Origin of the sequence: Microbacterium canaveralium, assembly GCF_047238045.1 — a bacterium.
Taxonomy (GTDB): Bacteria; Actinomycetota; Actinomycetes; order Actinomycetales; family Microbacteriaceae; genus Microbacterium.
Genome location: NZ_JBDFMA010000003.1, coordinates 3,317,277 through 3,343,440, shown reverse-complemented (window position 1 = coordinate 3,343,440; position 26,164 = coordinate 3,317,277). Strand labels below are relative to the sequence as shown.

General features: G+C 69.1%; 25 protein-coding genes. 21 read left to right on the top strand and 4 right to left on the bottom strand.

The annotated features are described in order from the left end of the window. Positions 1-198 precede the first annotated feature (198 nt). Positions 199-858 carry a hypothetical protein gene (locus ABC271_RS16910; protein ID WP_412926000.1) on the top strand — a complete coding sequence of 220 codons (660 nt, stop codon included), beginning with the start codon at positions 199-201 and terminating at the stop codon, positions 856-858. 118 nt (positions 859-976) lie between these two features. On the opposite strand, the gene ABC271_RS16905 is transcribed toward ABC271_RS16910, so the two are convergent. Then, complete coding sequence (locus tag ABC271_RS16905) at positions 977-2,419, bottom strand: MFS transporter (protein WP_412925999.1); 1,443 nt, start codon at positions 2,417-2,419, stop codon at positions 977-979. Between the two features lie 163 nt (positions 2,420-2,582). Between ABC271_RS16905 and ABC271_RS16900 the strand changes: the two genes are divergently transcribed. The 17 genes from ABC271_RS16900 to rpsN all read left to right on the top strand — a co-directional run bounded on the left by ABC271_RS16900 (position 2,583) and on the right by rpsN (position 18,472). Continuing rightward, positions 2,583-3,605, top strand: a complete 1,023-nt coding sequence (locus ABC271_RS16900; protein ID WP_412925998.1) for a LacI family DNA-binding transcriptional regulator — start codon at positions 2,583-2,585, stop codon at positions 3,603-3,605. Positions 3,606-3,698: 93 nt separating this feature from the next. Beyond that, positions 3,699-4,994 carry an ABC transporter substrate-binding protein gene (locus tag ABC271_RS16895; RefSeq protein ID WP_412925997.1) on the top strand — a complete coding sequence of 432 codons (1,296 nt, stop codon included), beginning with the start codon at positions 3,699-3,701 and terminating at the stop codon, positions 4,992-4,994. Between the two features lie 64 nt (positions 4,995-5,058). Next, complete coding sequence (locus ABC271_RS16890; protein WP_412925996.1) at positions 5,059-5,943, top strand: carbohydrate ABC transporter permease; 885 nt, start codon at positions 5,059-5,061, stop codon at positions 5,941-5,943. A 6-nt stretch (positions 5,944-5,949) separates the two neighbouring features. Then, complete coding sequence (locus ABC271_RS16885) at positions 5,950-6,843, top strand: carbohydrate ABC transporter permease (RefSeq protein WP_412925995.1); 894 nt, start codon at positions 5,950-5,952, stop codon at positions 6,841-6,843. Then, positions 6,840-7,880, top strand: a complete 1,041-nt coding sequence (locus ABC271_RS16880; protein WP_412925994.1) for an NAD(P)-dependent alcohol dehydrogenase — start codon at positions 6,840-6,842, stop codon at positions 7,878-7,880. Before ABC271_RS16885 ends, ABC271_RS16880 begins: the two co-directional genes overlap by 4 nt. Then, positions 7,877-10,456, top strand: coding sequence for a family 78 glycoside hydrolase catalytic domain (locus ABC271_RS16875; RefSeq protein ID WP_412925993.1), 2,580 nt, complete (start codon positions 7,877-7,879; stop codon positions 10,454-10,456). The genes ABC271_RS16880 and ABC271_RS16875 overlap by 4 nt, the downstream gene beginning before the upstream one ends. 75 nt (positions 10,457-10,531) lie before the next feature. Next, entirely contained in the window at positions 10,532-11,530 is a 999-nt protein-coding gene (locus ABC271_RS16870; RefSeq protein WP_412925992.1) for a metal ABC transporter solute-binding protein, Zn/Mn family, read from the top strand. After that, positions 11,527-12,339 carry a metal ABC transporter ATP-binding protein gene (locus ABC271_RS16865; RefSeq protein WP_412925991.1) on the top strand — a complete coding sequence of 271 codons (813 nt, stop codon included), beginning with the start codon at positions 11,527-11,529 and terminating at the stop codon, positions 12,337-12,339. Before ABC271_RS16870 ends, ABC271_RS16865 begins: the two co-directional genes overlap by 4 nt. Further along, the gene (locus tag ABC271_RS16860) at positions 12,336-13,196 is read left to right on the top strand and encodes a metal ABC transporter permease (protein WP_412925990.1); all 861 of its coding nucleotides are present in this window, start codon (positions 12,336-12,338) and stop codon (positions 13,194-13,196) included. Before ABC271_RS16865 ends, ABC271_RS16860 begins: the two co-directional genes overlap by 4 nt. 49 nt (positions 13,197-13,245) lie before the next feature. Further along, on the top strand, positions 13,246-13,659 hold the full coding sequence (locus tag ABC271_RS16855; RefSeq protein WP_412925989.1) for a Fur family transcriptional regulator: 414 nt from the start codon (positions 13,246-13,248) through the stop codon (positions 13,657-13,659). Continuing rightward, complete coding sequence (locus ABC271_RS16850; RefSeq protein WP_412925988.1) at positions 13,640-14,674, top strand: permease; 1,035 nt, start codon at positions 13,640-13,642, stop codon at positions 14,672-14,674. Before ABC271_RS16855 ends, ABC271_RS16850 begins: the two co-directional genes overlap by 20 nt. Continuing rightward, positions 14,667-15,524 (top strand): TIGR03943 family putative permease subunit, encoded by an 858-nt coding sequence (locus tag ABC271_RS16845; RefSeq protein WP_412925987.1) that lies wholly within the window; start codon positions 14,667-14,669, stop codon positions 15,522-15,524. Before ABC271_RS16850 ends, ABC271_RS16845 begins: the two co-directional genes overlap by 8 nt. Next, complete coding sequence (locus tag ABC271_RS16840) at positions 15,514-16,920, top strand: hypothetical protein (RefSeq protein WP_412925986.1); 1,407 nt, start codon at positions 15,514-15,516, stop codon at positions 16,918-16,920. The genes ABC271_RS16845 and ABC271_RS16840 overlap by 11 nt, the downstream gene beginning before the upstream one ends. Next, positions 16,917-17,618: a DNA-3-methyladenine glycosylase gene (locus ABC271_RS16835; RefSeq protein ID WP_412925985.1), complete on the top strand. Its 702-nt coding sequence runs from the start codon at positions 16,917-16,919 to the stop codon at positions 17,616-17,618. The genes ABC271_RS16840 and ABC271_RS16835 overlap by 4 nt, the downstream gene beginning before the upstream one ends. Before the next feature lie 139 nt (positions 17,619-17,757). Then, a complete protein-coding gene (rpmB, locus tag ABC271_RS16830; RefSeq protein ID WP_013584774.1) occupies positions 17,758-17,994 on the top strand; it encodes a 50S ribosomal protein L28 in 237 nt (78 codons plus the stop codon). Further along, positions 17,994-18,164, top strand: coding sequence for a 50S ribosomal protein L33 (rpmG, locus tag ABC271_RS16825; RefSeq protein ID WP_013584775.1), 171 nt, complete (start codon positions 17,994-17,996; stop codon positions 18,162-18,164). The genes rpmB and rpmG overlap by 1 nt, the downstream gene beginning before the upstream one ends. A 2-nt stretch (positions 18,165-18,166) precedes the next feature. Further along, positions 18,167-18,472 (top strand): 30S ribosomal protein S14, encoded by a 306-nt coding sequence (gene rpsN / locus ABC271_RS16820; protein ID WP_412925984.1) that lies wholly within the window; start codon positions 18,167-18,169, stop codon positions 18,470-18,472. A 67-nt stretch (positions 18,473-18,539) separates the two neighbouring features. Here rpsN and ABC271_RS16815 read toward each other — a convergent pair whose 3' ends face one another. Further along, positions 18,540-20,417 carry an ETX/MTX2 family pore-forming toxin gene (locus ABC271_RS16815; RefSeq protein ID WP_412925983.1) on the bottom strand — a complete coding sequence of 626 codons (1,878 nt, stop codon included), beginning with the start codon at positions 20,415-20,417 and terminating at the stop codon, positions 18,540-18,542. A gap of 552 nt (positions 20,418-20,969) precedes the next feature. On the opposite strand from ABC271_RS16815, the gene ABC271_RS16810 reads away from it, so the two are divergent. Next, the gene (locus ABC271_RS16810) at positions 20,970-21,257 is read left to right on the top strand and encodes an HU family DNA-binding protein (RefSeq protein WP_022878194.1); all 288 of its coding nucleotides are present in this window, start codon (positions 20,970-20,972) and stop codon (positions 21,255-21,257) included. A gap of 78 nt (positions 21,258-21,335) precedes the next feature. Then, positions 21,336-23,333, top strand: coding sequence for a bifunctional copper resistance protein CopD/cytochrome c oxidase assembly protein (locus tag ABC271_RS16805; RefSeq protein WP_412925982.1), 1,998 nt, complete (start codon positions 21,336-21,338; stop codon positions 23,331-23,333). A gap of 12 nt (positions 23,334-23,345) precedes the next feature. Here the strand turns inward: ABC271_RS16805 and ABC271_RS16800 are convergent, their stop codons facing one another. Both ABC271_RS16800 and ABC271_RS16795 read right to left on the bottom strand, forming a co-directional pair. Beyond that, the gene (locus ABC271_RS16800) at positions 23,346-24,353 is read right to left on the bottom strand and encodes a hypothetical protein (protein ID WP_412925981.1); all 1,008 of its coding nucleotides are present in this window, start codon (positions 24,351-24,353) and stop codon (positions 23,346-23,348) included. A 145-nt stretch (positions 24,354-24,498) separates the two neighbouring features. Next, positions 24,499-25,179, bottom strand: coding sequence for an SDR family NAD(P)-dependent oxidoreductase (locus tag ABC271_RS16795; protein ID WP_412925980.1), 681 nt, complete (start codon positions 25,177-25,179; stop codon positions 24,499-24,501). Between the two features lie 101 nt (positions 25,180-25,280). Between ABC271_RS16795 and ABC271_RS16790 the strand changes: the two genes are divergently transcribed. Continuing rightward, positions 25,281-26,135: a helix-turn-helix domain-containing protein gene (locus ABC271_RS16790; RefSeq protein WP_412925979.1), complete on the top strand. Its 855-nt coding sequence runs from the start codon at positions 25,281-25,283 to the stop codon at positions 26,133-26,135. The last annotated feature ends 29 nt before the right edge of the window (positions 26,136-26,164 follow it).

Here is a 26,164-nt window from a genome sequence, read left to right as displayed (position 1 = left end):
GCCCCGCCCGTCGCGCATTGCCAGGGTTCTGCCAGGGTTTCCCGCGATCGCCGTCAGGGCGCGGATCGTGTCGGTCGGACGACACCGGAGATCGTCATCCGGTCGGCTTCCCACCCATCCGATTTCCGGTCGTCTTCGGATGACCCCACATGCGGCGGAAGCGCCGTAGACGGAAACGGAAACGGAAAGGGAAACCTGATGCGTACGTACAACACGAAGACCCGAATCGGCATGATCGCTGCGGCCGGCACCGGAGCTGCGGCTCTCGCCGTCGCCGGACTGGCGCTGCCGGCATCGGCCGACGACACCGTCACCTCGACGGATGCCTCGACGACCGCGACGCAGTTCGTCGACGCGTCCGACCCGTTCTACACCTGGGTCGGCGGCCTCATCGAGAGCGGCGACTTCACCGCCAGCCCCCAGACCGCGGTCGGTGACATCGCGAACATCGGGCCGCTCGTGCAGGGTCCGATCGTGAGCGACTCGCTGAACGGCGACGTCGCCTCGGGCAACCAGACCCCGGTCGTCTCGGGCAATGAGACCACCGCCCCGATCGGGTCGGGCAACGACACCACGGCGCCGATCGGATCGGGCAACGATCTCGGCTCGGGTAACGACGTCGGCTCCGGCAACGACGTGACCGCTCCGGTCGAGGCCCCCGTGGGGTCCGGCAACGACACGGGCGTCTCCACCGGCGACGCCGGTGTCTCGACGGGCGACAACGGCGCCTCGGTCGGCGACGTCTCCGGCTCGGTCGACGAGATCTCCGGTTCGGTGGACGATGTCGTGGGCGACGTCACGTCCGATGTGGATGACGTGGTCGACGGCGCGCTCGACCTCGGCGGCATCCTGCGCTGATCGTCCCCGGGTCTCCGGCGGCGTCACCCTCCGGGGTGGCGCCGCCGCCGCGTGAAGGGTCAATATTCGTCGCCTGGACACGCGTCGAGGCGACAGAAAGTGACCCCTCACGCGGGCGTCACTCGGGAAGCGCGGGATGCCTCTCGCTGGGCACCCGACGCGTGGGGATGAGCAGCGCGAGGACGAGCGCCACGATCGCCGCGCCCAGGCCCAGAGCGAACGAGACGCCGAAGGCCTGCGCCGTCGGAACGCGGGTTTCGCCCTCGCCCGTTGACAGGGTCGCGAGCACGACGCCGACCACCGCGGCGGACGTGCTGGTCCCGAGCGACCGCGCGAGGGCGTTCAGTCCGTTCGACGCGCCCGTCTCGCTCGGCGGCACGGAACGCATGATGAGCATCGGCATCGCGGCATAGCCGAAACCGATGCCGAAGCCGATGAGGATGTTCGCCACGACGAAGTGCCACACCTCGGTGGCGAGCACGAGGCTGAAGCCGTAGGCGAGGATCAGCGACACCGACCCGGCGATCAGCAGAACCCGGGGACCGATGGTCCGGGCGAGGGCTCCCGAGAGCGGCGACAGCACCATCATCACCAGACCCGAGGGCATGACCACCAGGCTCGCGGCCAGCAGCGACAGGCCGAGCCCGACGCCGGTGGAGGTCGGGAGCTCGAGAATCTGCGGGTGCGACACGTTCGAGGTGAAGAGAGCGAAGCCCATCGCGATCGACGCGAGGTTGGTCAGCAGCACCGGCCGCCGTGCGGCGACGCGCAGATCCAGCAGCGGATCGTCGATGCGCAGTTCGTACCATCCCCAGGCGACGAGGACCAGGATGCCGCCGACGGCCAGACCGAGCGTGAGCGGCGACGTCCAGCCCCACGAGTTCCCCCGTGAGATGGCCAGAAGGATGCCGATGAGGCCGACGGCGAGTCCCGTCGCGCCGATGACGTCGAACCGTCCGGCGGTGCGCAGCACGCTCACCGGGACGATCACGATGACGAGGACGAACACGACGGCGCCCAGGGCCGCGGCGATCCAGAACAGCCAGTGCCAGTCGGTGCTCTCCGCGACGAGGGCGCTGATGGGGAGGCCGACCGCCCCGCCGACGCCGAGGGTGGCGCTCATGAGCGCCACCGCGCTGTCGACCCGGTTCTCGTGAAGGACGTCGCGCAGGATGGAGATGCCCAGGGGGACGACGCCGACCACCGCGCCCTGCAGCGCGCGACCGACGATCAGCCCGACGATGCCGGGCGACAGCGCGGCGATCACAGACCCGGCGATCATCACAGCCAACAGCGCGAGCACGATGCGCCGCTTTCCGTACATGTCGCCGAGGCGCCCGGCGATCGGCGTGATGACGGCCGCCGCGAGGAGCGTGGAGGTGACCACCCAGGCGGTGTCATCCCGCGAGGCGTTCAGCAGTTCCGGGAGCTTCGCCTGAATGGGCACCACGAGGGTGAACATGAACGACGAGCAGAGGCCGGCGATGGCGAGAACCGCGACGACCGCGCCGTTCGGGGTGCTGCGGGACAATCTTCTGCGCGCGTTCTCGTCCCGTGACATCGCTCCCAGGCTATCCGTCCCTCGCGGCCGAGGGCTCGTCCACGGATCCACCGGCCGGGTATTGAAACGCATCAAACGCGTCCGCGGATCGGCTAGCATCCGAAGCAGACGGTCGAGGCGGACGGAGGGGGCGCGGGTGTCGAACGGGCAACGGACGCCGAGCATGGCCGACGTCGCGCGTGTCGCCGGAGTCGCTCTCGGCACGGTCTCGAACGTCCTCAACCACCCGGACAAGGTGTCTCCCGCGACGCTGGCAAAGGTGCAGGGCGCGATCGCGGAGCTCGGTTTCGTCCGCAACTCCAACGCCCAGCAACTGGCGGCCGGGCGCTCGCGCAGCATCGGTCTGGTCGTCATCGACATCAGCAACTCGCTGTTCGTCGACATCGCCCGCGGGGCCCAGCGATTCGCGGCCGAGCTGGCCATGAACGTTCTCGTGGCCAACAGCGACAATCGTGTCGACCAGCAGCGCGCCGACCTCGACTTCTTCGACGAAGCCCGGGTCAGTGGCATCCTGTTGGCGCCCATGCAGGATGCCAGCGACGACGTCGCCCGGATCCGTAGCCATGGTCGTCCCACCGTCGTCCTGAACTACGACTCCGGCAAGAACGATTGCTGTCAGGTGCTCGTCGATAACGAGGAGGTCGGCTACCTCGCCGCCCGGCACCTCATCGATCTGGGGCGAACCCGCTTGGCGTTCGTCGGCGGCCGCGACTACCTGCAGCCCGTCGCCCTGCGCCGCCGCGGCGTCCGCCGTGCGGTCGACGAAGAGGGCGGGCGGGTGTCGCTGCAGGAGGTCCCGACAGAGAACCTGGATCCGCCCGGGGGGCTCCGGGCCGGCGAAGAACTGGCCGGCGAGGTCCGGGCCGGGCGTCTCGACGGTGTCATCGCTGTCACCGACCTCCTCGGGATGGCGATCATCCAGGTCTTCAACGCGCACAGCATCGAGGTGCCGGGCGATGTCGCCGTGATGGGCTGCGACCACAACTCCGCGGCGTGGGGCGGGATGATCCCGCTCACGTCCGTGCAGATGCAGGGGCTCGACATGGGGCGGGAAGGCGTGCGGCTGCTCATGGCCGAGATCGAGGACGGGGCGGAGCACACCCATGTCACGACCCTCTTGAAGCCGGAGCTCGTGGTGCGCGAGAGCACGGTCGGGCGCGAACGCGCCATCTCCGCCGAGGTCTGAAGCGTTTCAAAAAATTCTTGACTCCGTCCATCTCGCCTTGCATAATCCTCTTGAAGCGCTTCAATGACCGAGGTGCATTTTCGAGGAGGAAAAGTGTCCACAGCATTCACGCGGTCGCGTCGGACGGTCGCCATCGTCGCGACAGGTGCCGCCGCGCTCCTGGCTCTCACCGCTTGCGCCGGCGGTGGCGGGAACGCGGCCGCCGGGTCGAAGTTCTCATTCCTGGTCAACCAGGAGAACACAACGATCCCGGATCTTCTGACGAGCCTGAGTTCCGACCAGTGCAAGGCAGAGAACGACGCGCAGCCGCTCGAGGTCGAGACGGTCCCGCAGACGCAGCTCGACCAGAAGCTCCAACTGCTCGCCGGGCAGAACGCGTTGCCGACGCAGTACGCGGCCGGCAACGCTCCGGCCCTCACCAAGGAACTCGCCGAGGGCGGCCAGGTCCTCGATCTGAAGAAGACCCTCACCGACCTCGGTGTCATCGACAAGATCCAGCCCGCCGCGATCTCCACGATCGAGCAGCTCTACGGCGGCTTCAACGTGCTGCCGTACCAGTACAACATCGAGGGCATCTGGTACAACAAGAAGCTCCTCAGCGACAACGGCATCCAGGTCCCCGAGACCTGGGACGAGCTCACCGCCGCCGCGGCGAAGCTCCAGGGCGCCGGTGTCCAGCCGTTCTCCGCCTCGGGCGAGCAGGGCTGGCCCATCACCCGCCTGATCAGCGGATACATCTTCCGCGACCTCGGCCCCGACGCCCTTCAGAAGGTCGCCGACGGCGAGGCGAAGCTGACCGACCCCGAGTACGTCGCTGCCGCTCAGGCGGTCGCCGACCTGGGTGCCGCGGGGTACTTCGGCCAGGGCGTGGGCTCGATCGACTACGACACCGCGTTCAACACCTTCCTCACCGGCAAGGCCGCCTTCTTCTACATGGGCAGCTGGGCGCTGGCGAACTTCGCCGACGAGACGGCGAACCAGATCGGTTCGGAGAACATCGGCTTCCTGCCGTTCCCGAACGTCACCGGCGGCGCCGGCGACGCGAGCCAGACCCCGGCCAACGTCGGTCTGCCGATGGCGCTGTCGGCGAAGGCGTACAACGACAACACCGGCAAGTGGCTCACGTGCATCGCGAACAACTACGGCGCCGAGTCGCTGTCGAAGGCGGACACGATCTCGGGCTTCACGGTCGACGGTGACGTCCAGGTCGACGAACTGACGTCGCTGGTCCAGGACCAGATCTCGTCGACCAAGGAGTCGGTGCTGTGGTTCGAAGCGCTCTTCAGCGCCAAGGCCACCGAGACGAGCCAGAAGAACGCCGCGCAGCTGATCACCGGTGCGACCTCGCCGCAGGACTTCATGAGCCTCGTGCAGGCCGACCTGGGCTGAGTGACCTCCCGGGTGGGGGCGACGTCCGTCGCCCCCACCCTTCGTCCCCCGTGAAGGAAACCCCATGAACAAAGTCCTCGGCGATCCGCGCGCCATCGCGCTGCTGCTCGGCCCGGCACTCATCGTCTACACCCTCGTCATGCTCATCCCGGTGGTGTGGTCACTCGGCTACACGCTCTTCGAGGGCAACGCGATCTCCGGGTTCGAATTCGTCGGGGTCGACAACCTGGCCCGCCTCTTCACGGACCCCCGCGTCGGTGAGGCGCTGCGGTTCACCCTGCTCTACGCCGTCATCATCACCGTGGGGCAGGTGCTGTTGGGCTACCTGCTCGCGCTGTTCTACGTCTTCGTGCTCCGCAATCGCGGAAGCGTCGTGCGCACCCTGGTCTTCTTCCCCGTCATCATCCCCACGGTGGCCGTCGCCCTGATGTTCCAGAAGCTGTTCGAGGTGGCGCCGCAGACCGGCCCCGTGAACGCCCTGTTGAACGTGTTCGGGGTGGCATCCGTCGACTGGTTCGGCAGCCCCGTGAGCGCGATCGTCGTCCTGGTGATCATGGACCTCTGGCGCTCCATGGGCTTCTACGCCGTGCTGTTGTACACGGGGCTGCTCGACATCCCCGACGACATCATGGAATCGGCGCGACTCGACGGAGCCAACGGCTGGCGTCTCGTCCGCAGCATCGTCCTGCCGCTGTCGCTGCCCGTGCTGCTGTCGTCGGTGATCTTCTCGATCAACGGCACGCTCAAGGTCTTCGACTCGATCGTCGCCCTGACCAACGGCGGACCGGGGACGGCGACGACGCCCTTGACGCTCTACATGTTCCAGACCTCGTTCAGCTACGGCGAATACGGCTACGGCGCCTCGATCGCGCTGCTGCTGACGATCCTGTGCCTGATCGTGACCGTCTTCATCTTCCGGTCGTCTCGCCGCGACGCCACGAAGGGCTGATCCCCCATGTCCACCGCCACCCTGCCCCAGACCCCCGAGCCGCTGCGCCCGCGCCGGAAGCCCGCCGTACGGGCCGGAGCCCTGCGCCGCACCCCCGGCACCGTCCTGATCGTCCTGCTGGTCGCCATCGAGGTCCTTCCTCTGCTGTGGCTGCTGATGAACTCCTTCAAGAGCCAGGACGAGTTCCTCAACGCCCCCACGTGGGCGCTGCCCCGCGAGCTGAATCTGCAGAACTACGTCGACGCCTGGGTCACCGGCAACATCGGCCAGTACCTCGGCAACAGCGTCGTCGCAGTCTTCCCTGCGCTCGCGCTCATGCTCCTGTTCGGCGTCGCCGCGGGCTTCGTGCTCGAGGTCATGGTCTTCCGCGGCCGGGGCGGCATCCTGCTGCTCTTCCTCGCGGGCATCATGGTGCCCGGTCAGATGATCCTGCTGCCGCTGTTCTCGGTGTACTTCCAGGCCGGGATCACCGGGTCGCTCTGGCCGCTCATCATCACGTATACCGCGACCGGTCTGCCGCTGACCGTGTTCATGATGGCGACGTACTTCCGTGCGATCCCGCGCGAGGTGTTCGAGGCCTCGACCCTGGACGGTGCGTCGATCTTCCGCTCCTTCTTCTCCGTCGCGCTCCCCATGGCCCGCAACTCGATCGTGACCGTCGCGCTCGTGCAGTTCTTCTTCTTCTGGAACGACCTGCTCATCGCCCTGACCTTCACCAACTCGTCGCAACTGCGCACGGTGCAGGTCGGATTGCTCAACTTCACCGGGCAGTTCGGCGCGACGCAGTACGGACCCCTCTTCGCCGCGATCTGCATCAACGTGTTCGGCATCCTGGCCATCTACCTCGTGCTGAACCAGCGCATCATGGCGGGCCTGGCCAGCGGCGCGGTGAAGGGATGACGCCCCCGGAGTCCCTCCGCGCGGCCGTCATGACGGCGATCGACACCACGGTCGTGGAGGAGCGTCCCGTCCCCGCGCTCGCCGCGCACGAGGTGCTCGTCGAGGTCCGTGCGGTGGGTGTGTGCGGCTCGGACGTGCACTGGTATCGCGAGGGCCGCATCGGTTCGACGCGCGTCGAGGAACCGCTCGTCCTCGGGCACGAGGCATCCGGTGTGGTCGTCGCGCTCGGCGCGGATGTCTCGCCCGACCGCCTCGGCGCTCGCGTCGCCCTCGAGCCCGGCGTGCCGTGCGGGCGCTGCGAGCAGTGCCGCGCCGGCCGGTACAACCTGTGCCCCCGCGTGCGCTTCTTCGCCACCCCGCCGATCGACGGAGCCTTCGCCACGCACGTCGTCATCGCGTCCGACTTCGCCCGCGACGTGCCCGACGCCCTCGACGACGACGAGGCCGCGCTCATCGAGCCGCTCGCCGTGGCGCTGTGGGCGGTGCGCAAAGCCGGCGTCGGCATCGGCGATCGCGTGCTCGTCAGCGGTGCGGGCCCCGTCGGACTGCTCGTACTGCAGGTCGCGCTCGTCGAGGGGGCGGACGTGTGCGTGAGCGACGTCTCCGCCGAGCGCCTGGCCGTGGCGGCCGACCTCGGTGCGTCCCGCATCGTCGACCCGCGCACCGACCCGCTGCCGACCGATCGCACGGTGCTCATCGAGTGCTCCGGTGTGCCCTCCGCGATCCGCGCCGGGATCGCCGCGCTGGCCCCCGCCGGCCGCGCCGTTCTGGTGGGGATGTCGACCGACGGCGACGTGACGCTGCCGCTCGATGTGATTCAGTCGCGCGAGATCGTGCTGACCGGCACGTTCCGGTATGCGAACCAGTACCCGGATGCCATCGCGCTCGCGGCGAGCGGACGAGTGGATCTGCGTCGACTCGTGACGAGCGTGCATCCCCTCGGCGGGGTCCACGACGCCCTGCTTCTCCCCGGGCGCGACCGCTCCGCCCTCAAGCCCATGGTCCACCCGCAGCAGGATGAGATGACGACCGCATGACCGTTGACGTATCCCCCCTCACGTTCGAACACCTCCCCGATGCCCTCGGCATCGGCGTCGCCACCCCTCGGGTGTCGTGGAAGACCGAGGCCCCCGCCGGATGGCGGCAGGGTGGCTACGAGCTCGAGATCGTGACCGAGAGCGGTGCCGAGACCTCCGGCATCGTGCGCAGTGCCGAGTCCGTGCTCGTGGAGTGGCCCTTCGCCCCCCTCGTGTCCCGTCAGAGCGCCACGCTGCGCGTTCGGGTCTTCAGCGACGATGACGCGGCATCCGACTGGTCGCCCGCGTCGCGTGTGGAGGCCGGACTCCTGGATGCCGACGACTGGGTCGCCGGTGTCGTCGGGCCCGCGTGGGACGAGGAGCCCGAATCGCTGCGCCGTCCGCCGCGCGTCCGGCGGGCGTTCGAGGTGGCGTTCGAGGTCTCCCGCGCCCGGTTGTACGTCTCGGCGCACGGCCTGTACGAGGTCGAGATCAACGGCCGTCGGGTCGGCGACGACGCGCTGTCGCCCGGCTGGACGGTCTACGGCGAGCGGCTGCGGTACTACACGTACGACGTCACCGAGCACCTCCGCGCGGGTGAGAACACGATCGGCTCGTGGCTCGCCGACGGCTGGTACCGCGGGCGTCTCGGCTTCCACGGCGGGTACCCCAACCTCTACGGCAGTGACATCGGCCTCATCGCCCAGCTCGAGATCGAGCACGCCGACGGCTCGCGGTCGGTCGTGGCGACGGATGCCGAGTGGGAGGCGGCGCCGAGCCCCATCCTGACCACCGGCATCTACGAGGGCGAGCACTTCGACGCGCGACTGCAGCAGGACGACTGGGCCGCCGCCGCCGGAGACTGGACGCCCGCGCGCCTGCTTCCCGTCGACCACGCAACGCTCGTCGCCCCCGAGGGACCACCGGTGCGCTGCACCGAGGAACTCTCACCGGTCGAGGTGACCAGATCGTCGACGGGAGCGTGGATCCTCGACTTCGGCCAGAACATCTCCGGACGCCTGCGTCTCTCGCTCACGGCAGAGGACAGCGGGGTCGTCACCCTGCGCCACGCCGAGGTCCTGCAGGACGGCGAGCTCTACACCCGCCCCTTGCGGGGGGCGGCGGCCACCGACGTCCTCGAGCACGCCGGGGGGACGCTCGAGTGGGAACCGCGCTTCACGATCCACGGATTCCGCTATGCCGAGGTGGCCGGGTGGCCGGGGGAGATCGCTCCCGGAGCGATCACGGCGCGGGTCTACCACACCGACATGGAGCGGACCGGCTGGTTCGCCTCGTCGGACCCGCTGCTGAACCGCCTGCACGAGAACGTGCGGTGGTCGATGCGAGACAACTTCGTCGACATCCCCACCGACTGCCCGCAGCGCGACGAACGCCTCGGCTGGACCGGCGACCTGCAGGTCTTCGCGCCCGCGGCATCCTTCCTCTACGACTGCTCCGGCATGCTCCGCTCGTGGCTGCGCGATGTCGCGGTCGAGCAGCTTCCCGACGGGACCGTGCCCTGGTACGTGCCGGTGATCCCGGGTGGCGAGGAGTGGACCCCCATCCGTCCCGGGGCGGCCTGGGGCGATGTCGCCGTGCTGACACCGTGGACCCTGTACCGCCAGTTCGGAGACGCGCGCATCCTCCGCGACCAGTACGACTCGGCCCGGAAGTGGGTCGATCTCGTCGCGCGGCTGGCCGGTCCCTCGCGCCTGTGGAACACGGGGTTCCAGCTGGGCGACTGGCTCGACCCGGCGGCTCCGCCGCACGATCCGGCGGATGCCACGACCGACCGATACCTCGTCGCGACGGCGTACTTCGCGTGGTCGAGCCTTCACCTCGCGAAGATGGCCGAGGTTCTCGGACGCCTCGATGACGTCGAGACGTATTCACGCCTGGCGGCCGAGGTCCGCGATGCGTTCCGCGGCGAGTACGTCACCGGCGCGGGTCTGCTGAGCAGCGATGCACAGACCGCATACGCCCTCGCGATCGAGTTCGAGCTCTACACCGACGTCGCCGAGCGCGACGTCTGGGGCGCCCGACTGGCCGAGCTCGTGCGCGCCGGTGGCAACCGCATTGCGACCGGCTTCGCCGGGACGCCGTTGATCACCGACGCGCTCACGCGGTCGGGGCATGTGGACGTCGCGTACGACCTGCTGCTGGAGAAGGAATGCCCCTCGTGGATGTACACGGTGCTCTCCGGCGGGACCACGACGTGGGAGCGGTGGGACAGCCTGCTCCCCGACGGCACGGTCAACCCCGGGGGGATGACCTCGTTCAACCACTTCGCTCTCGGCGCGGTCGCCGACTGGATTCACCGCACCGTCGGCGGCCTCGCACCGCTCGACCCCGGGTACCGGCGCATCTCCTTCGCGCCGCGCCCCGGCGGCGGGCTCGCGCACGCGGCCACGGAGCACGAGACGCCGTACGGGCGCGCCGCGATCGCCTGGCGCATCGAGGCGGGTGAGCTCCACGTGGAGGTGCGGGTGCCGACGGGGGCAACGGGAGTGGTGGACCTGCCGGACGGTCGGACGTTTGAGGTCGGGTCCGGCGTGCACGCATTCGGGACGCCGATGGCGGTCGCGGTCGGCGCCTGACGGGCGATCTGGGCGGGCGGGCGGCCGGCCCTGCTGAGTTTGAGAACGGTTATCACTACCGTTACAGTGGGGGACATGACCCGACGCCTCCTCGCCCCCCTCGTCCTCGGCGCGGCCTCCGTGCTCGCCCTCGCCGGTTGCGCCGGCACCGCTCCCTCGGCCGGCGGCACGACCGACGCGTCCGGCAAGGTCTCGGTCGTGGCATCCACCGACGTCTACGGCTCGATCGCCGAGTCCATCGGGGGCGACTTCGTCGACGTCACCTCGATCATCACGTCGCCCACGCAGGACCCGCACGAGTACGAGGCCAGCGCGCAGGACCAGCTCACCCTCAAGGGTGCGCAGCTCGTCATCGAGAACGGCGCGGGCTACGACGCGTTCATGGAGTCGCTCATCGACGCCAGCGGATCGGATGCCGAGGTCCTCACCGCCGTCGAGTACAACCACGACTACCCCGGCGCGGAGTCGCACGACGACGCCAGCGCCTCGCCCAGCGAGAGCGCCGACGACCACGACCACGCCGAGGGCGACGGTCATGACCACATCGAGGGCTTCAACGAGCACGTCTGGTACGACCCGCACACGGTCGAAGACCTCGCGAAGGCCGTCGCCGAGCACCTCGGCGAGCTGGCGCCCGACCACGCGGCCGGCTTCACCGCCAATGCCGACGCGTTCGTGCAGCAGATCGCCGGCCTCGAGGACTCGCTGGGCCAGATCGAGGCGAAGGATGCCGGCGCGAAGGTGTTCGTCACCGAGCCCGTGCCCGTCTACCTCATCGAAGCCGCGGGCCTGGTGAACGCGACCCCGAACGAGTTCAGCGAATCTGTGGAAGAGGGCCAGGACGTGCCGCCCGCGACCCTGCTGGAGTCGCTGCAGCTCATCGATTCGGGCGAGATCCGGGTCATGATCGTCAACCCGCAGACCGGTGGCGCCGAGACGACGCAGGTCATGGACGAGGCGAAGGCCAAGAACATTCCGGTGCTCGAGTTCACCGAGACCCTCCCCGAGGGCCAGACTTACCTCTCGTGGATGCAGAGCAACATCAGCGCGCTGTCGGACGCCCTGGCGGCGTGAGCGACGTCACACCCCTGCGCATCCGCGGAGCCGCGCTCGAACGCGGCGGCCGAGAGCTGTGGTCCGGGCTCGACCTCGAGGTCGGGCCCGGCGAGCTCGTTGCGATCCTCGGCCCGAGCGGCTCGGGCAAGACGACGCTGCTCCGGGCCATCCTGGGCCTCGAGCGGCTGAGCGACGGCACCATCGAGGCGCTCGGCACGCCCGTCCGGCGGGCGGGCAACCGGCGCATCGGCTACGTGCCGCAGCAGCGGCCCCTCCCGCGCGAAACGCCGTTGCGCGGTCGCGACATCGTCGGTCTCGGGGTCGACGGGCACCGGTTCGGGCTGCCGTTCTCGCGACGGAAAGATCGCGCCCGCATCGCCGAACTGCTCACCGCCGTCGGTGCCGACGCGTTCGCCGACCGCCCGGTGGGGCTGCTCTCCGGCGGCGAGCAGCAGCGGCTTCGTGTGGGCCAGGCGCTGGCCGACGACCCCCGGCTGCTGCTGTGCGACGAGCCGCTGACGAGCCTCGACCTGGCCAACCAGCAGGCCGTGGTGCGGTTGATCGACCGTCACCGCCGCGAGCGCGACGCCGCCGTGCTGCTGGTCACCCACGACATCAATCCCGTGCTCGCGCACGTGGACCGCATCCTGTACATCGCGAACGGCCGTTTCACGCTCGGCACTCCGGACGAGGTGCTCACGTCCGAGACGTTGAGCGCCCTCTACGGCGCGCCCGTCTTCGTGACCCGCGCCGGCGGGCGACTCGTCGTCGTCGGGGCACCCGACGCCGACGAGGCCCACCACCACCATGACGAGGACGACGCATGAACTGGGCCGACGTGGGCGACGCGCTGTTCGGCGGCGTGAGCCAGTACGGGGCGATCCTCGAGCTGGTGCAGAACTCCGTGTACGCGGGTGCCGTGCTCGGGCTCGTGGGCGGACTCATCGGCGTCTTCGTCATGCAGCGCGACATGGCGTTCGCCGTCCACGGCATCAGCGAGCTGTCGTTCGCGGGTGCCGCGGTCGCTCTCCTCCTCGGAGTCGACGTGGTCTCCGGCTCGATCGTCGGGTCGCTCATCGCGGCGGCGATCATCGGTCTCCTCGGCGCGCGCGCTCGCGACCGCAACTCGATCATCGGCGTGCTCATGCCGTTCGGTCTGGGCATCGGCATCCTGTGTCTCTCCCTCTACAACGGCCGCAGTGCCACGCGCTTCAGCCTGCTCACCGGACAGATCGTGTCGGTGCAGAGCGCGCAGCTCGGCTGGCTCGTCGTGATCGGTCTCGTGGTGCTGCTGGCGCTGCTGATGATCTGGCGTCCCCTGCGCTTCGACTCGCTCGACCCGCAGTCGGCCGCCGCCCGAGGCGTTCCCACGACCGCGGTGTCGCTCGGCTTCATGCTGCTGCTCGGCCTCATCGTCGCCGTCGCCGTGCACATCATCGGTGCGCTGCTCGTGATGGCGCTGCTGGTCACCCCGGCCGCGGCCGCGATGCGGGTGGCATCCGGGCCGCTCTCGGTTCCGGTCCTCGCGGCGCTGTTCGGCTTCGTCTCGGCCGTGGGTGGTGTGCTGCTGGCCGTCGCGGGAACGCTGCCGGTGAGCCCCTACATCACGACGATCTCGTTCGCGATCTACCTGGTGTGCCGCCTCATCGGTGCTCGCCGCGACCGCACCACGCGGGCGCTGTAGCGCCCGGCGTCCCCAGCCGTTTCACCGATCGCCTCGGTAGACTTCCCGCATGGTCCAGCGCAATACGTGGCAGCGCGAGCGCGTGCGCGAAGCTCTCGCCGGTGCCGGCGGCTTCGTCAGCGCGCAGTCGCTGCACGCGACCCTGCGCGACGAGAACACCGGTATCGGACTGGCCACGGTCTACCGGGCACTCGCGGGGCTGGCCGCCCAGGGCGATGCCGATTCGCTGCAGAGCCCCGAGGGTGAGAACCTCTTCCGCGCGTGCGAGACCCGCGGACACCATCACCACCTGATCTGCCGCTCGTGCGGCGTCGCGGTCGAGATCGAGGCGGACGCCGTCGAGGAGTGGGCGCAGCGCACCGCCGCCCAACACGGTTTCTCGCAGGCCGAGCATGTCGTCGACATCTTCGGTATCTGCGCCGACTGCGCGCAGGCGCGCGCCCGTGAGCGTGGCGACGAGTAGTCGCACGGTCGCGTCGGCGCCCCCGCGTTCCGGCGTCACCCGCACCCTCGTCGGCCTCGGCGTGGGCGTCGTCGTCGTCGCGGCGCTGTTCCTCATCGACGCCTTCGCCCCGACCTTCTTCTCCGCGCCGCTCCCCACTCGTGCGCAGGACGGCCTCACCCTCGCCCTCAGCGTCCTCATCGAGTCGCTGCCGTTCGTCGTGCTCGGCGTCCTGCTCTCGATCATCGTGCAGGTGTGGGTGCCGCCGGGTGCGATCGAGCGATGGATGCCACGCACCCCCTGGGCGCGCCGCGCGGTGCTGTCGCTGCTCGGCATGTTCATCCCGGTGTGCGAATGCGGCAACGTCCCGTTCGCGCGTGGCCTGCTCATGCGCGGGTTCCGGGTCTCCGACACGCTGACCTTCCTCGTGGCGGCACCGATCGTGAATCCGATCGTGATCATCAGCACCCACGCCGCGTTCGGCTTCAGCGACGGCATCCTGGTCGCGCGTCTCATCGGCGGCTTCCTCGTCGCGAACCTCATCGGATGGCTGTACAGCCGGCATCCCGATCCCGACAAGCTCCTCACCGAGCGCTTCCTCGAGACGTGCGAGATCGTCGTCCAGGAACGCGGTGGCCGGGGCCGCCGGTCGCTCGCGCAGTTCGTCGTGGAGCTCCGGTCGGTCATGCCCGCCCTCATCATCGGCTCGATGATCGCGGGGGCCGTGCAAGTGCTGATCCCGCGGAGCGCGCTGCTGGCGATCGGCTCCGACCCGGCCCTCTCGATCGCGGCGATGATGGTGCTGGCCGTCGTGGTGTCGCTGTGCTCGAACGTCGACGCGTTCTTCGCCCTGTCGTTCGCGTCGACCTTCACGCCCGGCTCGATCGTGGCGTTCCTCGTCGTGGGTCCGGTCGTCGATCTCAAGATGTACGCGCTGCTGCGCACGACGTTCACCACGCGCGTGCTCGTCGGCCTGACCGCGGTGGTCGTGCTCTCGGCCTTCGCGCTCGGAACGGTGGTGAACCTCCTTGTCTAGAACGGGTGCTCTCGCCACGCGGTGGCTCGGTGTCGGGCTGACCACGTGTCTCGCCGTCACGACCATCGCGCTGTGGCTCACCGGACGCCTCGCGCTGTACGTGAACCCGGATTCGGCGTGGTTCGCCATCGGGATGGCGGTCGTCGCCGTGATCGGCGCGATCGCGACGTTCGCCCTGCCCCTCGGCGCCGAGGCCGACCACGGCCATGACCACGCGCACGGGCACGCCGTCGGGTCGGCGCCCGCGCGCCGCGAGGCCTTCGCGCACGCCGACCACGACCACGCCGACGCGCCCGACGAGCACGACCACGCCGCGAACGATCACCTCGCCGCCCGCCCGCGATGGACGGTCGCCGGTGTCGCCGCGTTCAGCGGCGGACTGATCGCGTCGGGGGCGGTCGTCGCGGTTCTCCTGACCCCGCCCGCCTCGCTCTCGGCCGAGCTCGCCGTGTCGCGCGACGTCGGCGCTCCGCCGCTGTTCGTCGGTTCCGACGTCGTGACCCTCGCCGCCTCGGGCGACACGTCGACGTTCGGCATCGGCGACTGGTCGGCGATCTTCGCGCACGCGACCAACCCCGAGACCTTCGACGGCAAGCCCGTGACCCTCACCGGGTTCATCACGCCCGGACAGGACGGCGCGACCTTCGACCTCACGCGCCTGGTGATCACGCACTGCGTCATCGACGCGCAGACCGCGCGACTGCCGATCACCGCGTCGGTATCCGCTCCGTCGACGGGGCAGTGGGTGACGGTGACCGGGACGGTGCGATCGAGCGGCGACGGGGCGCTGGAGGTGCGCGCCGACCAGGTCGCGGCGATCGACGAGCCGGCGGATCCGTATGAGTACTGACTCCCGCCGCGCCCGCGCGCGCAAGCGTCGCGGTCGCGGGTTCCTCCTCGCCTTCGCGGCGGTGCTCGGCGCGCTCGTCCTGGTGGGCGGCGTCGGCGGTGTGGTCTCCGTCGCACAAGGTCCCCGGGTGACGGACGTGCAGGTCGACCCGGCCGCCGCCGTCGCGGCATCCGGTGCCCGTGTCATCCTCACGACGACCCAGTCGCTCGAGAAGGTCGATCCCTCGCAGGTGCAGGTCGAACCCGCTACGCCCTTCACCGTCGACACGTCGGGGCGCAGCGTCGGCATCCGGTTCACGCTCCCGCTGCGGGACGACTCCGACTACACCGTCACCGTCAACGCGGTGAAGGGCCTCGGCGCCGGACCCGCGTCGACACTGAGCGAGTCCTTCCGCACCCCGCCCCTGACGGCGTTCCTGATGCAGCGCGGGACCGCCGACGGCGACACGATCTTCCGCACGGACTTGAAGGGTGAGGCGGGTCTTCCGGTCTTCACCCACGAACACATCGAAGACTTCCGTGCCACGGCCAACCACCTTGTCGTGTCGGTTCGCGAGAACGACCGCGCGCGGGTGATCGTGACCGATCTCGACGGGCAGAACGCCCACGACATCCCCCTGCCCGGGCCCGGGTTCGTCTCGAACCTGCAGTCGGCCGACCGGGGTGAGCGCGTCGGATTCACCTTCTCGGATGCCACCCTCGGCACCGCCGGAGGACGCGAGAGCAAACTCTTCACGGCGTCGGCCGCCGATGACGTGCCGCCGGTCGAGATCGGCTTGAACGGCGGGGACGTGCGTGTCGCCGACTGGCGGTTCGTGCCCGACACCGACAGCATGCTCGTGCTGACGTTCGACTCGCGTCTGCTCTTGACCGACGCACAGGGCGGCAACGCCGCGCCCCTGGGCAGCGCGCTGTCGATCGACGGCATCGCGCGCGGCTCCTCGGTGGCGATCGTCGAACGTCTCGAGGGCATCCGCGAGATCAACCTCACCGACGGATCGGAACAGGCGCTCGAAGACCCGGTGGATCCCCCCGGCATGCCGGGGCGCGCCACCCCCGTGCCCGGGACGGGAGCGGGCACGATCCGGTCGTTCGCCGACATCGGGTCGGACGGGGCGTTCCGCGCCACGACCATCGGCCATGTCGACACCGACGGCACGGTGCGGCCGCTCCTCGAAGTGCCCGGCAGCGACACGGTGCTGCAGACGTGCGTGTCGCCGAGTGGGCGATACGCCGCCGTGCTCGTGGCGCCCAAGGCCATCGACAACCCCTTCGACCGCTACCAGCTCCCGCTGCCGGGTCGGCTGCAGACGCACCTCGTCGAGATCGACACGGGCCAGGAGCTCGCGGCCCTGCAGGGCTTCGACCTCTCGTGGTGCCAGGTGCCCCCGGGATGACACGCCCCGCGACGCGCGACGACCTGGCCGCCCTGCCGGTCGAGGTCGCGCCGCTCCTCCTCGGCGCCCACCTCGAAACCGTCGTGGCGGGGGAACGCGTGGTCCTGCGCATCACGGAGGTGGAGGCGTATCACGGGCTCGGCACGGGCGATCGTCCCGACCCCGGGTCGCACGCCCGCGGTGGTCCGACCGCGCGGAACGCGACGATGTGGGGCGAGCCCGGACACCTCTACGTGTATCTGAGCCACGGCATCCATTCGTGCGTCAACGTCGTGTGCGGTCCCGAGGGGGTCGCCGGCGGTGTCCTGCTGCGCGGCGGCGAGGTGATCGAGGGGGCTGACGTGGCCGAGCGGCGTCGACGCGAACGCCGGGGCGTCGTGCGCGTGCCGCGCGACCTGGCCCGCGGACCCGGACGATTGGGGGATGCCGTGGGCCTTCGGCATCCGGTCCACGACGGGATCGACGCCGTCACCGGGGTCGAGCGCGCCGGGGCGCGGGCGCGGTTGCTCCTGCCCGAGCGGATCTCGTCGCGGGTCGTCTCCGGTCCGCGGGTGGGCGTGGCGGGAATCGCGGGGACGGATGCCTTCCCGTGGCGGTTCTGGATCGACGGCGACCCGACGGTATCGGCGTTCCGGTGGGGGCGCGGCGCCGCCGAGGCCGCCGCTCGTCAAGGCGACACGCCGGGCATGCTAGACTGATCGCTTGTCTGCGCGCACTCCAGCACGCAGTACGTACCCCTTCTTCCGATCCTGGCCTCGTGCTGCGCCCGGAACGGGGTGCAGACAAGGGATCTTGGGTGACACCGTCCGGTGTCACGGTACAGAAGGAGACATCACCATGGCAGCAGTGTGCCAGGTGACTGGAGCGGTTCCCGGCTTCGGTCACAACATCTCGCACTCGCACCGCCGGACGAAGCGCCGCTTCGACCCGAACGTGCAGAAGAAGACCTACTTCGTTCCGTCGCTGGGTCGCAACATCAAGCTCAACGTTTCGGCGAAGGGCATCAAGGTCATCGACGCGCGCGGTATCGAAGCCGTCGTCCGTGACCTGCAGGCGAAGGGCGTGAAGCTGTAATGGCGAAGAAGGCTCAGGACGTCCGTCCGATCATCAAGCTGCGTTCGACCGCCGGCACGGGGTACACCTACGTGACGCGCAAGAACCGCCGTAACAACCCCGACCGCATCGTGCTGAAGAAGTACGACCCCGTGGTCCGCAAGCACGTCGACTTCCGAGAGGAGCGCTAAGCATGGCTAAGAAGAGCAAGATCGCGCGCAACGAGCAGCGCAAGGTCATCGTCGAGCGCTACGCCGCGAAGCGCGCCGAGCTGAAGAAGACCCTGGTCGACCCGACCGCGACCGACGAGGCCCGCGAGGCCGCCCGCGTGGGCCTGCAGAAGCTGCCCCGCAACGCGTCGCCCGCTCGCGTCCGCAGCCGCGACGTCATCGACGGCCGCCCCCGTGGTGTGCTGACGAAGTTCGGCGTCTCGCGTGTCCGCTTCCGCGACATGGCCCACCGTGGTGAGCTGCCCGGCGTGACCAAGTCGAGCTGGTAAGCACCGATTGCACCGCAGAGGGCGGGGGTTCCGAGAGGAGCCCCCGCCCTTCGGCGTTCGCCGACTGCTACGACCCCACGCGAACGTAGCTGGCCCAGTCGGCCCCGGAGCCCCAGCCGCCCACGGCGCTGGAGACGTTCTGGGCGACCTCGTTGTCGACGAAATACAGGTACCCGTCGGCGTCGAGGTAGAGGTGGTTCCCCACCGCCTTCGCGTCGTCGGGCAGCCAGACCTCATCTCGGATCGAGCGGTTGCCGGCGTTCCAGGAATGGCCGCGGCCGTCTGCGACGAAGGTGATCCAATAGGCACTGATGCCGGAACCGCTCCCGATGCCGCCGGTCGCGGAGGTCACACCGGTCGCGACGACGGTGTCCCCGTAACTCAGGGTCCCGTCCGGAGCGAGGTAGGTGCGAATCCCGACTGCTGCGGTTCCACTCGGCAGGGCGCTGTCCTCGACGGGACCGGTCGTGTAATGGCTCCCCCAGGTGTACCCCTTGCCGTCACTGACATAGGTGACCCAATCGACCGAGGCCCAGCCGCCCGTGGCTGATGTGACATTCTGCGCGATTCGCCTGCTGCCGTAATAGAGGTCACCAGTAGGCGTGAGATAGGTGTGAAAGCCCACCGCGCGGGTTCCCGCGGCGAATGTACGCTCGAACTGGCCCACACTTCCGTCGAGGACGCGGGTGTACCCTCGGCCGTCGGCTCGGACATACGTCGTCCAGTCTTTTCCGTTCCCCGGCGACCATCCGCCCGCAACGCTCGTCACGTTGCGATCGAGGACCGAGTCGACGTAGACGAGCGTCTTGTCGCCCTTGAGGTACGCGTGATTGCCGACAGCGACCGTGCCCAGTCCCGTGGGTGTCCACGTGCCCGGGGAGCCCCCGCTGGTGTTGAGGTCGGACGGGGTCGCGCACGGGACGATGCTGCGGAGGGAGTCGTCGGCTTCCGCCTGGGTCGTGATCGAGGGGAGCGAGCGCGTCTTGGCGGAGGGACTCGACGCCTTACCGGGGATGGCACCCCAGGAATCGTCGGTGATGCTGGATATCGAAGCACCGGTGGCCAGGTATGTGTCGGTCATCTCCGTGTGTGCTCGGGCGGCGACATTCGCGACCCAGTGCGCGGTGGCGTACTGACGGAGAATATTTCCGTCGACAGTGGTGTCCGGGAAGAGCGGGCCCTGATCCTCGTCTCGCTTCATCGCGGCGAGACGTCCGATGGGCACCTTCACGCTCGTTCCACATTTCTTCAAAATGACGTCGCCGCTCAGGGTGGCGGGGATCACGATATCGGCCTCATAAGACCCCACATCGACCCACTTCCGAACACGCAGGCCAAACCCCGGCAGGACTTGCTCGTTCTGCGGCGGGGACGTGATCGTCTTCGTGTCCGACGTCGACACCGTCTCTTGCATGCCGTACTTGTAGGTGAAGTTGAATTCGGCTTTGTAGGCGATGCTGGCCGAGACCTTGGTCCCCTCGACTCCCACCTCCATCCCTTGCGTGTAAGTGAATCCCGTGGTGACCCCGAAGCTGAAGTCGTGGGTTCTTGTGGTGGTGAACGTATTCGTGTGAGCCCACGTCAAACTCAAGGAACTGAGCACCTTGTTCGGTTGGACCTTGCCGCCCACCAGCCATGCGTCGGGCCAGACAGGATTCTTCACGTCATCGTCCAGGAATTCGTGGTCGTCCGAGATCCACTTCTCGTTCGTCGCCACGGCGTCGCCGGTCTGCAAGGTCACTCCCGAGGCGTCGAACGTCACGTCGGCGAGTTCTGGCGCCTTCTGCAACGCCTCGATGATCTTCGGGTCGCCCTTGGGCGTCGGAGAGGGAGTGGGGTACGAGTCTGCGGCGAGGGCGGACCCGGCGGGGACGGCTCCGAGGATGAGCGAAGCGGCACACAGAGTGCTGAGGTTTCGCAGTCTTCTTCGTTGCGTGTGCGTCATCGTTCGTCGGCCTTTCGAGGGTGTCGGTACCGGCCACCGCGCGAATGCGACGTTGCAGTCCGGGGGGTGACCGTTCGTCCGGGTCGCTGCTGCGGCCCGTCCGGCGATCGTCCCGTCGGTCCCCGAGCGGAGCAACGGTGCGTGTCGTGGGTTGGGGAGGGTGAGAGCGCCTCGTCGTCGTCGTTCGGCGAGCAATGTCCGGGCAAACGAGGAAGCCCGCGTGATACGCCTGGACACGGGGCGTCAGCTGCGGTAGACCGTCGCTCGACAACCGCCTCAACCTTCTCTGCCTGCCCCGTCACCCGAGGTTGATGCGTGGTCGCCCTCTGCCACCGCCCGGAGGCGCGAGTTCGGGTCGTCGCGGGCCCCACGAGCCCCTCGCGTCACATTTCACTCGCGACACGCCGCCCTCCTACGGGCGAAATCCATCAAAATCCGCGTAATTCCGCGGTTCGGTTGATACTGTCGAGGCGGTCTCCCGACCACCGAGGAGGATTCCTCCTCGTCCGATGTAACGAGAGGCGACACGAGCGTCGCCTGGAGGACAACCACATGGCCGACAAGTCCATCACCAAGACCGAGCTCGTCGCGAGCATCGCGAGCGCGACCGGGCAGAGCCAGTCCGCCGTGTCGAGCGTGCTCGACTCCCTCTTCTCCACCGTCTCCGAGGCGGTCGCCAAGGGCAGCAAGGTCTCGATCCCCGGCTGGATCGCGTTCGAGCAGGTCGCCACGTCGGCCCGCACCGGCCGCAACCCCCAGACGGGCGAGGAGATCTCGATCCCCGCGGGCAAGCGCGTCAAGGTCACCGCCGGCTCCAAGCTGAAGGCCGCCGTCAAGTAAGACGACAGCACACTGTGAGAGGGGGGATGCCGGCTGGCATCCCCCCTCTTGCGTTCCCGCGCGACGTAGGCTTGGGGGGTGAATCCCCGAGCCCTGCGCGTGGCCGGACCCGTCATCCTGGTCGTGGTCTCGGTGATCTGCGTCGTCGCGGGTCTCGCTTACGGCGGCGGTGCCGCGCCGTCGCTGCTGGCTGACCCTGGTCCCTTCGTCCGGTGGGGTCTCCCCGCCGCGACGCTCGTGGTCAACCTGTCGGCGGCGACGATGGTGGGTTCGCTGGTCCTCGCGTTGTTCGCGCTTCCCGCGGGGGAGCGGCCGTTCGAGATCGCTCTCGACACGGCATCCATCGGTGCCGCCGTTTTCACGGTGGCGTCCGCCACGACCGGGTTCCTGACGTTCCTCAACGTCATCAACGCCACCCCCACGCTCGACGCCGTCTTCGGTCAGCAGCTGGGGCGCTTCCTCGTCGAGACCGAGATCGGTCCGGCGTGGCTCATCACCACGATCGCGGGCGCCGTGCTCACGGTGCTCACGTTCGCCGTGCGGACCTGGGTGCCGACGCTCCTCGTCGCCATCCTCGCGCTCGCGTCCCTCATTCCGATGGGCACGCAGGGCCACGCGGGAACCGAGGCGAGCCACACGGCGGCCGTCACCTCGCTCGTGCTGCACATCCTCGCCGCGGCCGTGTGGCTCGGGGGCCTGATCCTGCTGGTCGTCGTCCGCCCCGCGATGACGCGCGCGCAAGTCCAGGCTGCGTTGCTGCGGTACTCCTCGATCGCGCTCGTGGCCTTCATCGTCGTCGCGATCTCGGGCACCGTGCGCGCGTCCATCGGCCTCGTCGGCTGGCAGAACCTCCTGTCGCCGTACGGCATCCTCGTCCTGGTCAAGGTCACCGCGCTCGTCGCGATGGGCATCCTCGGCGCCTGGTACCGCCGACGTCTCATCGCCGGGATGGGCAGCGAGAACGGATCGCGCCGATTCTGGGGGGTGGTCCTGCTCGAGCTCGTCTTCATGGGTGTCGCCAGCGGCGTCGCCGTCGCCCTCGCCCGCACGCCTCCTCCTGCCGCCGACCTTCCCCCGATCGGGCAGACGCCCGCCGAGGTGCTCACCGGCTCGCCCCTCCCGGCGGAGTTCACGATCGATCGCTGGTTCACGGCGTGGGACATCGACTTGCTGTGGACGTTCGTCGCTGGCTTCGGGCTCTTCTTCTATCTGGCGGGCGTATGGCGTCTGCACCGGCGCGGCGACGCCTGGCCCATCCACCGCACGGTGCTGTGGTCGCTCGGCATGCTGGCCGTCTTCTGGGTCACCTCCGGACCGCTGAACGTCTATCAGGACTACCTGTTCAGCGTGCACATGATCGAGCACATGCTGCTGTCGATGGCGATCCCGCTGCTGCTGGTCGCGGGAGCCCCCGTCACGCTCGCCGCTCGCGCCATCCGAAAGCGCGAGGACGGTTCGCGCGGTGGCCGCGAGTGGATCCTGTGGGCCGTGCACAACCCCGTCGCGAAGGTGCTCACGAATCCGTTCGTGGCCGCGGGGCTGTTCATCGTGTCGCTGTGGGCGTTCTACTACACCGACCTGTTCCGGTGGTCGCTGTACGACCACGTCGGCCACATCTGGATGGTCGCGCACTTCCTCATCACCGGGTACCTGTTCGTTCTGAGCCTCATCGGCATCGACCCGGTGCCCTACCGTCTGCCGTACCCGGGGCGGCTCCTCATCCTGATCGCCGTCATGGCGATGCACGCGTTCTTTGGCATCGCGATCATGATGAACTCCGGCCTCATCGCGGCCGAGTGGTTCGGGTCGATGGGGCGGACGTGGGGCGCCACCCCGCTGCAAGACCAGTACACCGGCGGCGGCGTCGCGTGGAGCGTGGGCGAGATCCCGACGCTGATCCTCGCCATCACCGTCGCGATCCAGTGGAGTCGCAGCGACGAGCGGCAGCAGCGCCGCCGCGACCGCCACGTCGATCGGGTCGGCGACATCGAGCTCGACGAGTACAACGCGGAACTGCAGCGGATCGCCGAACGCGATGCGCGCATCGCCGAACGCCAGGCTGCGCAGGGCCGCTGACCCGTCCGGCGCTCAGTCCAGGCTTCCCCCGATGGTGATGGATGCCGAGCCGTCGGGCTGCACCGAGATCTGGCCGTCGACCGTGAACGGCACATCCTCTTCGACGGTGCGCACCGACCCGTCGAAGATCGAGCGGACGTCGACCTCGATGTGGGCCACGGCCCGCGCGGAGGGGATGCGCCACCCGGCGCCGTCGGGCAGCACCGACACCGTCGGCTGCTGCGAGATCGACCAGGTGGGGGCGTCGTCGATCCGATTGCGCACGGTGAACCCGAACGGGCAGCCGGTGGGTTGCAGCACTCGTTGCTCCGCGCAGGTGGTCAGGAAGCCTTCGACACGCTGCTGAACGACCGAGACGAACTGTTCGGTGGGCTCCGCTTGGATCTCGACCGGCACGTCGGTGAGCGGCGAGTCCGCGAGGATGGCCACGCCGGGCGTCGCCGAGATCGCCGTGTCCACCGCCACGGAATACAGGCCCGGCGAGAACACCAGCAGGGGGACGGCCGCGGAGGGGTCGGCATCCGCCCCGTCCATCGACACCTGCCGCTTGTCGATCTCGAAGTCGTTGACCGAGAACTGCATCGACCCGCGCACGGTGAGATCGACGACGGCGAGGGGGCTGACGTCGAAACGCCAGCGTGGAACGACGCCGATCCAGCCGTCCTGGCGGACCGCGAAGGTGGTGCGACCGGTGTACGAGCCGGCTCGGTAGTCGACGGTGACCCGGGTCACGTCGCCGTCGGCGACCTCGTTCGTCACGAGTGCGTCGCTGATCGTCTGCAGTGCGTCGGTGCGCAGCAGCGCCTCGGATGCCGTCGCGGGAAGGCCCGCCTTCTCGAGCTCTACCGAGTCCACCGCGACGCCCGGAACCGCCAGGGCATCCGTCGCCCGTCGGTCGTGGAGCAGGTCGATGTAGTGCAGGACGAACGCACGGGGGCTGTACAGCTCGCGGTACGCGGCAGCCGCTCCGGCGCCGAGCGCGGCGACGAGGAGAAGGCCCACGACGCCGAGGATCGTCAAGTCACGCGCCAGTCGGCGCGGGCGCGGCGAGGCAGCACCCGTAGGCGCTACCGGGCCCCCGTCCGTTGCGTGCACGGACCCAGTCTAGGAAAGCGACCTGCGCGGACGCGGAATACGTCGACCGCGCAGGTCGCTGTGAGCCGTCTCAATACGCGATGACGCCCGTTCGATCGTGGAACTCGCCGGTCGGACCGTCGCGATCGATCGTTGCGAGCGCGACCGTGGCGTCCGTGCCCTGGGTGATGGTCTGGTGACCGCTGAATCCGTTGAAGGCGGTGGCGGTGTACCCCGGGTCCGCGGCGTTCACGCGCATGTCGGGCAGGTTCTTGGCGTACTGGACGGTGAGCGCGATCACCGCTGCCTTGGACGCGGCGTAGGGCACGGAGGGCACCCCGAACTCGTCGTGTCCGGGCGTCGTCAGCCAGCGCGCGAATCCCACGCCCGAAGCGACGTTGACGATGACCGGGTTCGAGGAGCGTCGAAGGAGCGGCAGTGCCGCCTGTGTGACGCGCACGACGCCCATGACGTTGGTGTCGAAGACGTCGGTCATGGCGTCGACATCGAGGTCGTCGACGCCGTGCGAAGTTCCGAGGACGCCCGCATTGTTGACGAGCACGTCGAGTTCGGGAAGCGCCGCGAACGCGGCATCCACGGACGACTGGTCGGTGACGTCGAGGCGGACGGGATGTGCGCCGAGTGTCTGCACCTCGCCCGCCTGTGCGAGGTCGCGCATACAGGCGTAGACGGTGTGCCCCGCGTCGATGAGGCGGCGCGCGGTTTCCAGACCGAGGCTGCGGTTGGCCCCGGTGATGAGTGTCGTTGTCATGGCTCCATCCTTCGTCGGTCGGGGAGAAGCTCCCAGGCATGGACCGGACGGGGGACTGCCGGTACCAGGCTCCCCGAGAGAAAGCGACGCATGATGGAGCGATGAGTGAATTCGCGAGCGTGCTTCGATCGTGGCGCGAGCGCGTTCGTCCCGAGGCGGTCGGGCTGCCGGGAGGGCCGGGACGCCGCACACGGGGGCTTCGGCGCGAAGAGCTTGCTGCTCTCGCGGGTGTGAGTGTCGACTACGTCGTGCGCCTCGAGCAGGGTCGCGCCACCCACCCTTCCGCGCAGCTTCTCGGCGCACTGGCCACGGCTCTGCGCCTCACGACAGCGGAGCGAGACCATCTCTACCGTGCCGCCGGGTCCGCGCCTCCCGCTCATGGGCTCGTACCGCGCCACATCACTCCCGGAGTCCAGCGTCTCGTCGACCGCCTCGGTGACGTGCCTCTCGCCGTGTTCACCGCCGCTCACGACCTGCTTCTGTGGAACACGCTCTGGGCGACCATCGACGGCGACCCGCTTCAGCGCACCGCCCTGGAGCGGAACGTCGTATGGCGACACTTCCTGCGTGGACACGACGGAATCGAATGGGATGCCGTGCACGACGAGGAATTCGCGCGCGACCTGGTCGCCGACCTCCGCTCGGCCGTCGGACGCTATCCCGCCGACCGCGATCTCGCCGACCTCGTGTCGCGCCTGCGCCGCGATTCACCGGAATTCGAGCGGCGGTGGGATTCCGCCCACATCGCCGAGCACCGCAGCAGCCGCAAACGCGTTCAGACCCCGGTCGGCGCGATCGAGGTGGACTGCGACGTGCTCAGCGTTCCCGGCGGTGATCTCCGGGTCGTGGTGTACACGACGGCGCCGGGGACCCCCGATGCCGACCGCCTCGACCTGCTCCGCGTCATGGGCTTGCAGGATCTCGCACCGGGCGGCGCGGAATCGCGAGAGCGGTGAAGGGCGAGAGCGTGAGGTCAGCGTCCGCC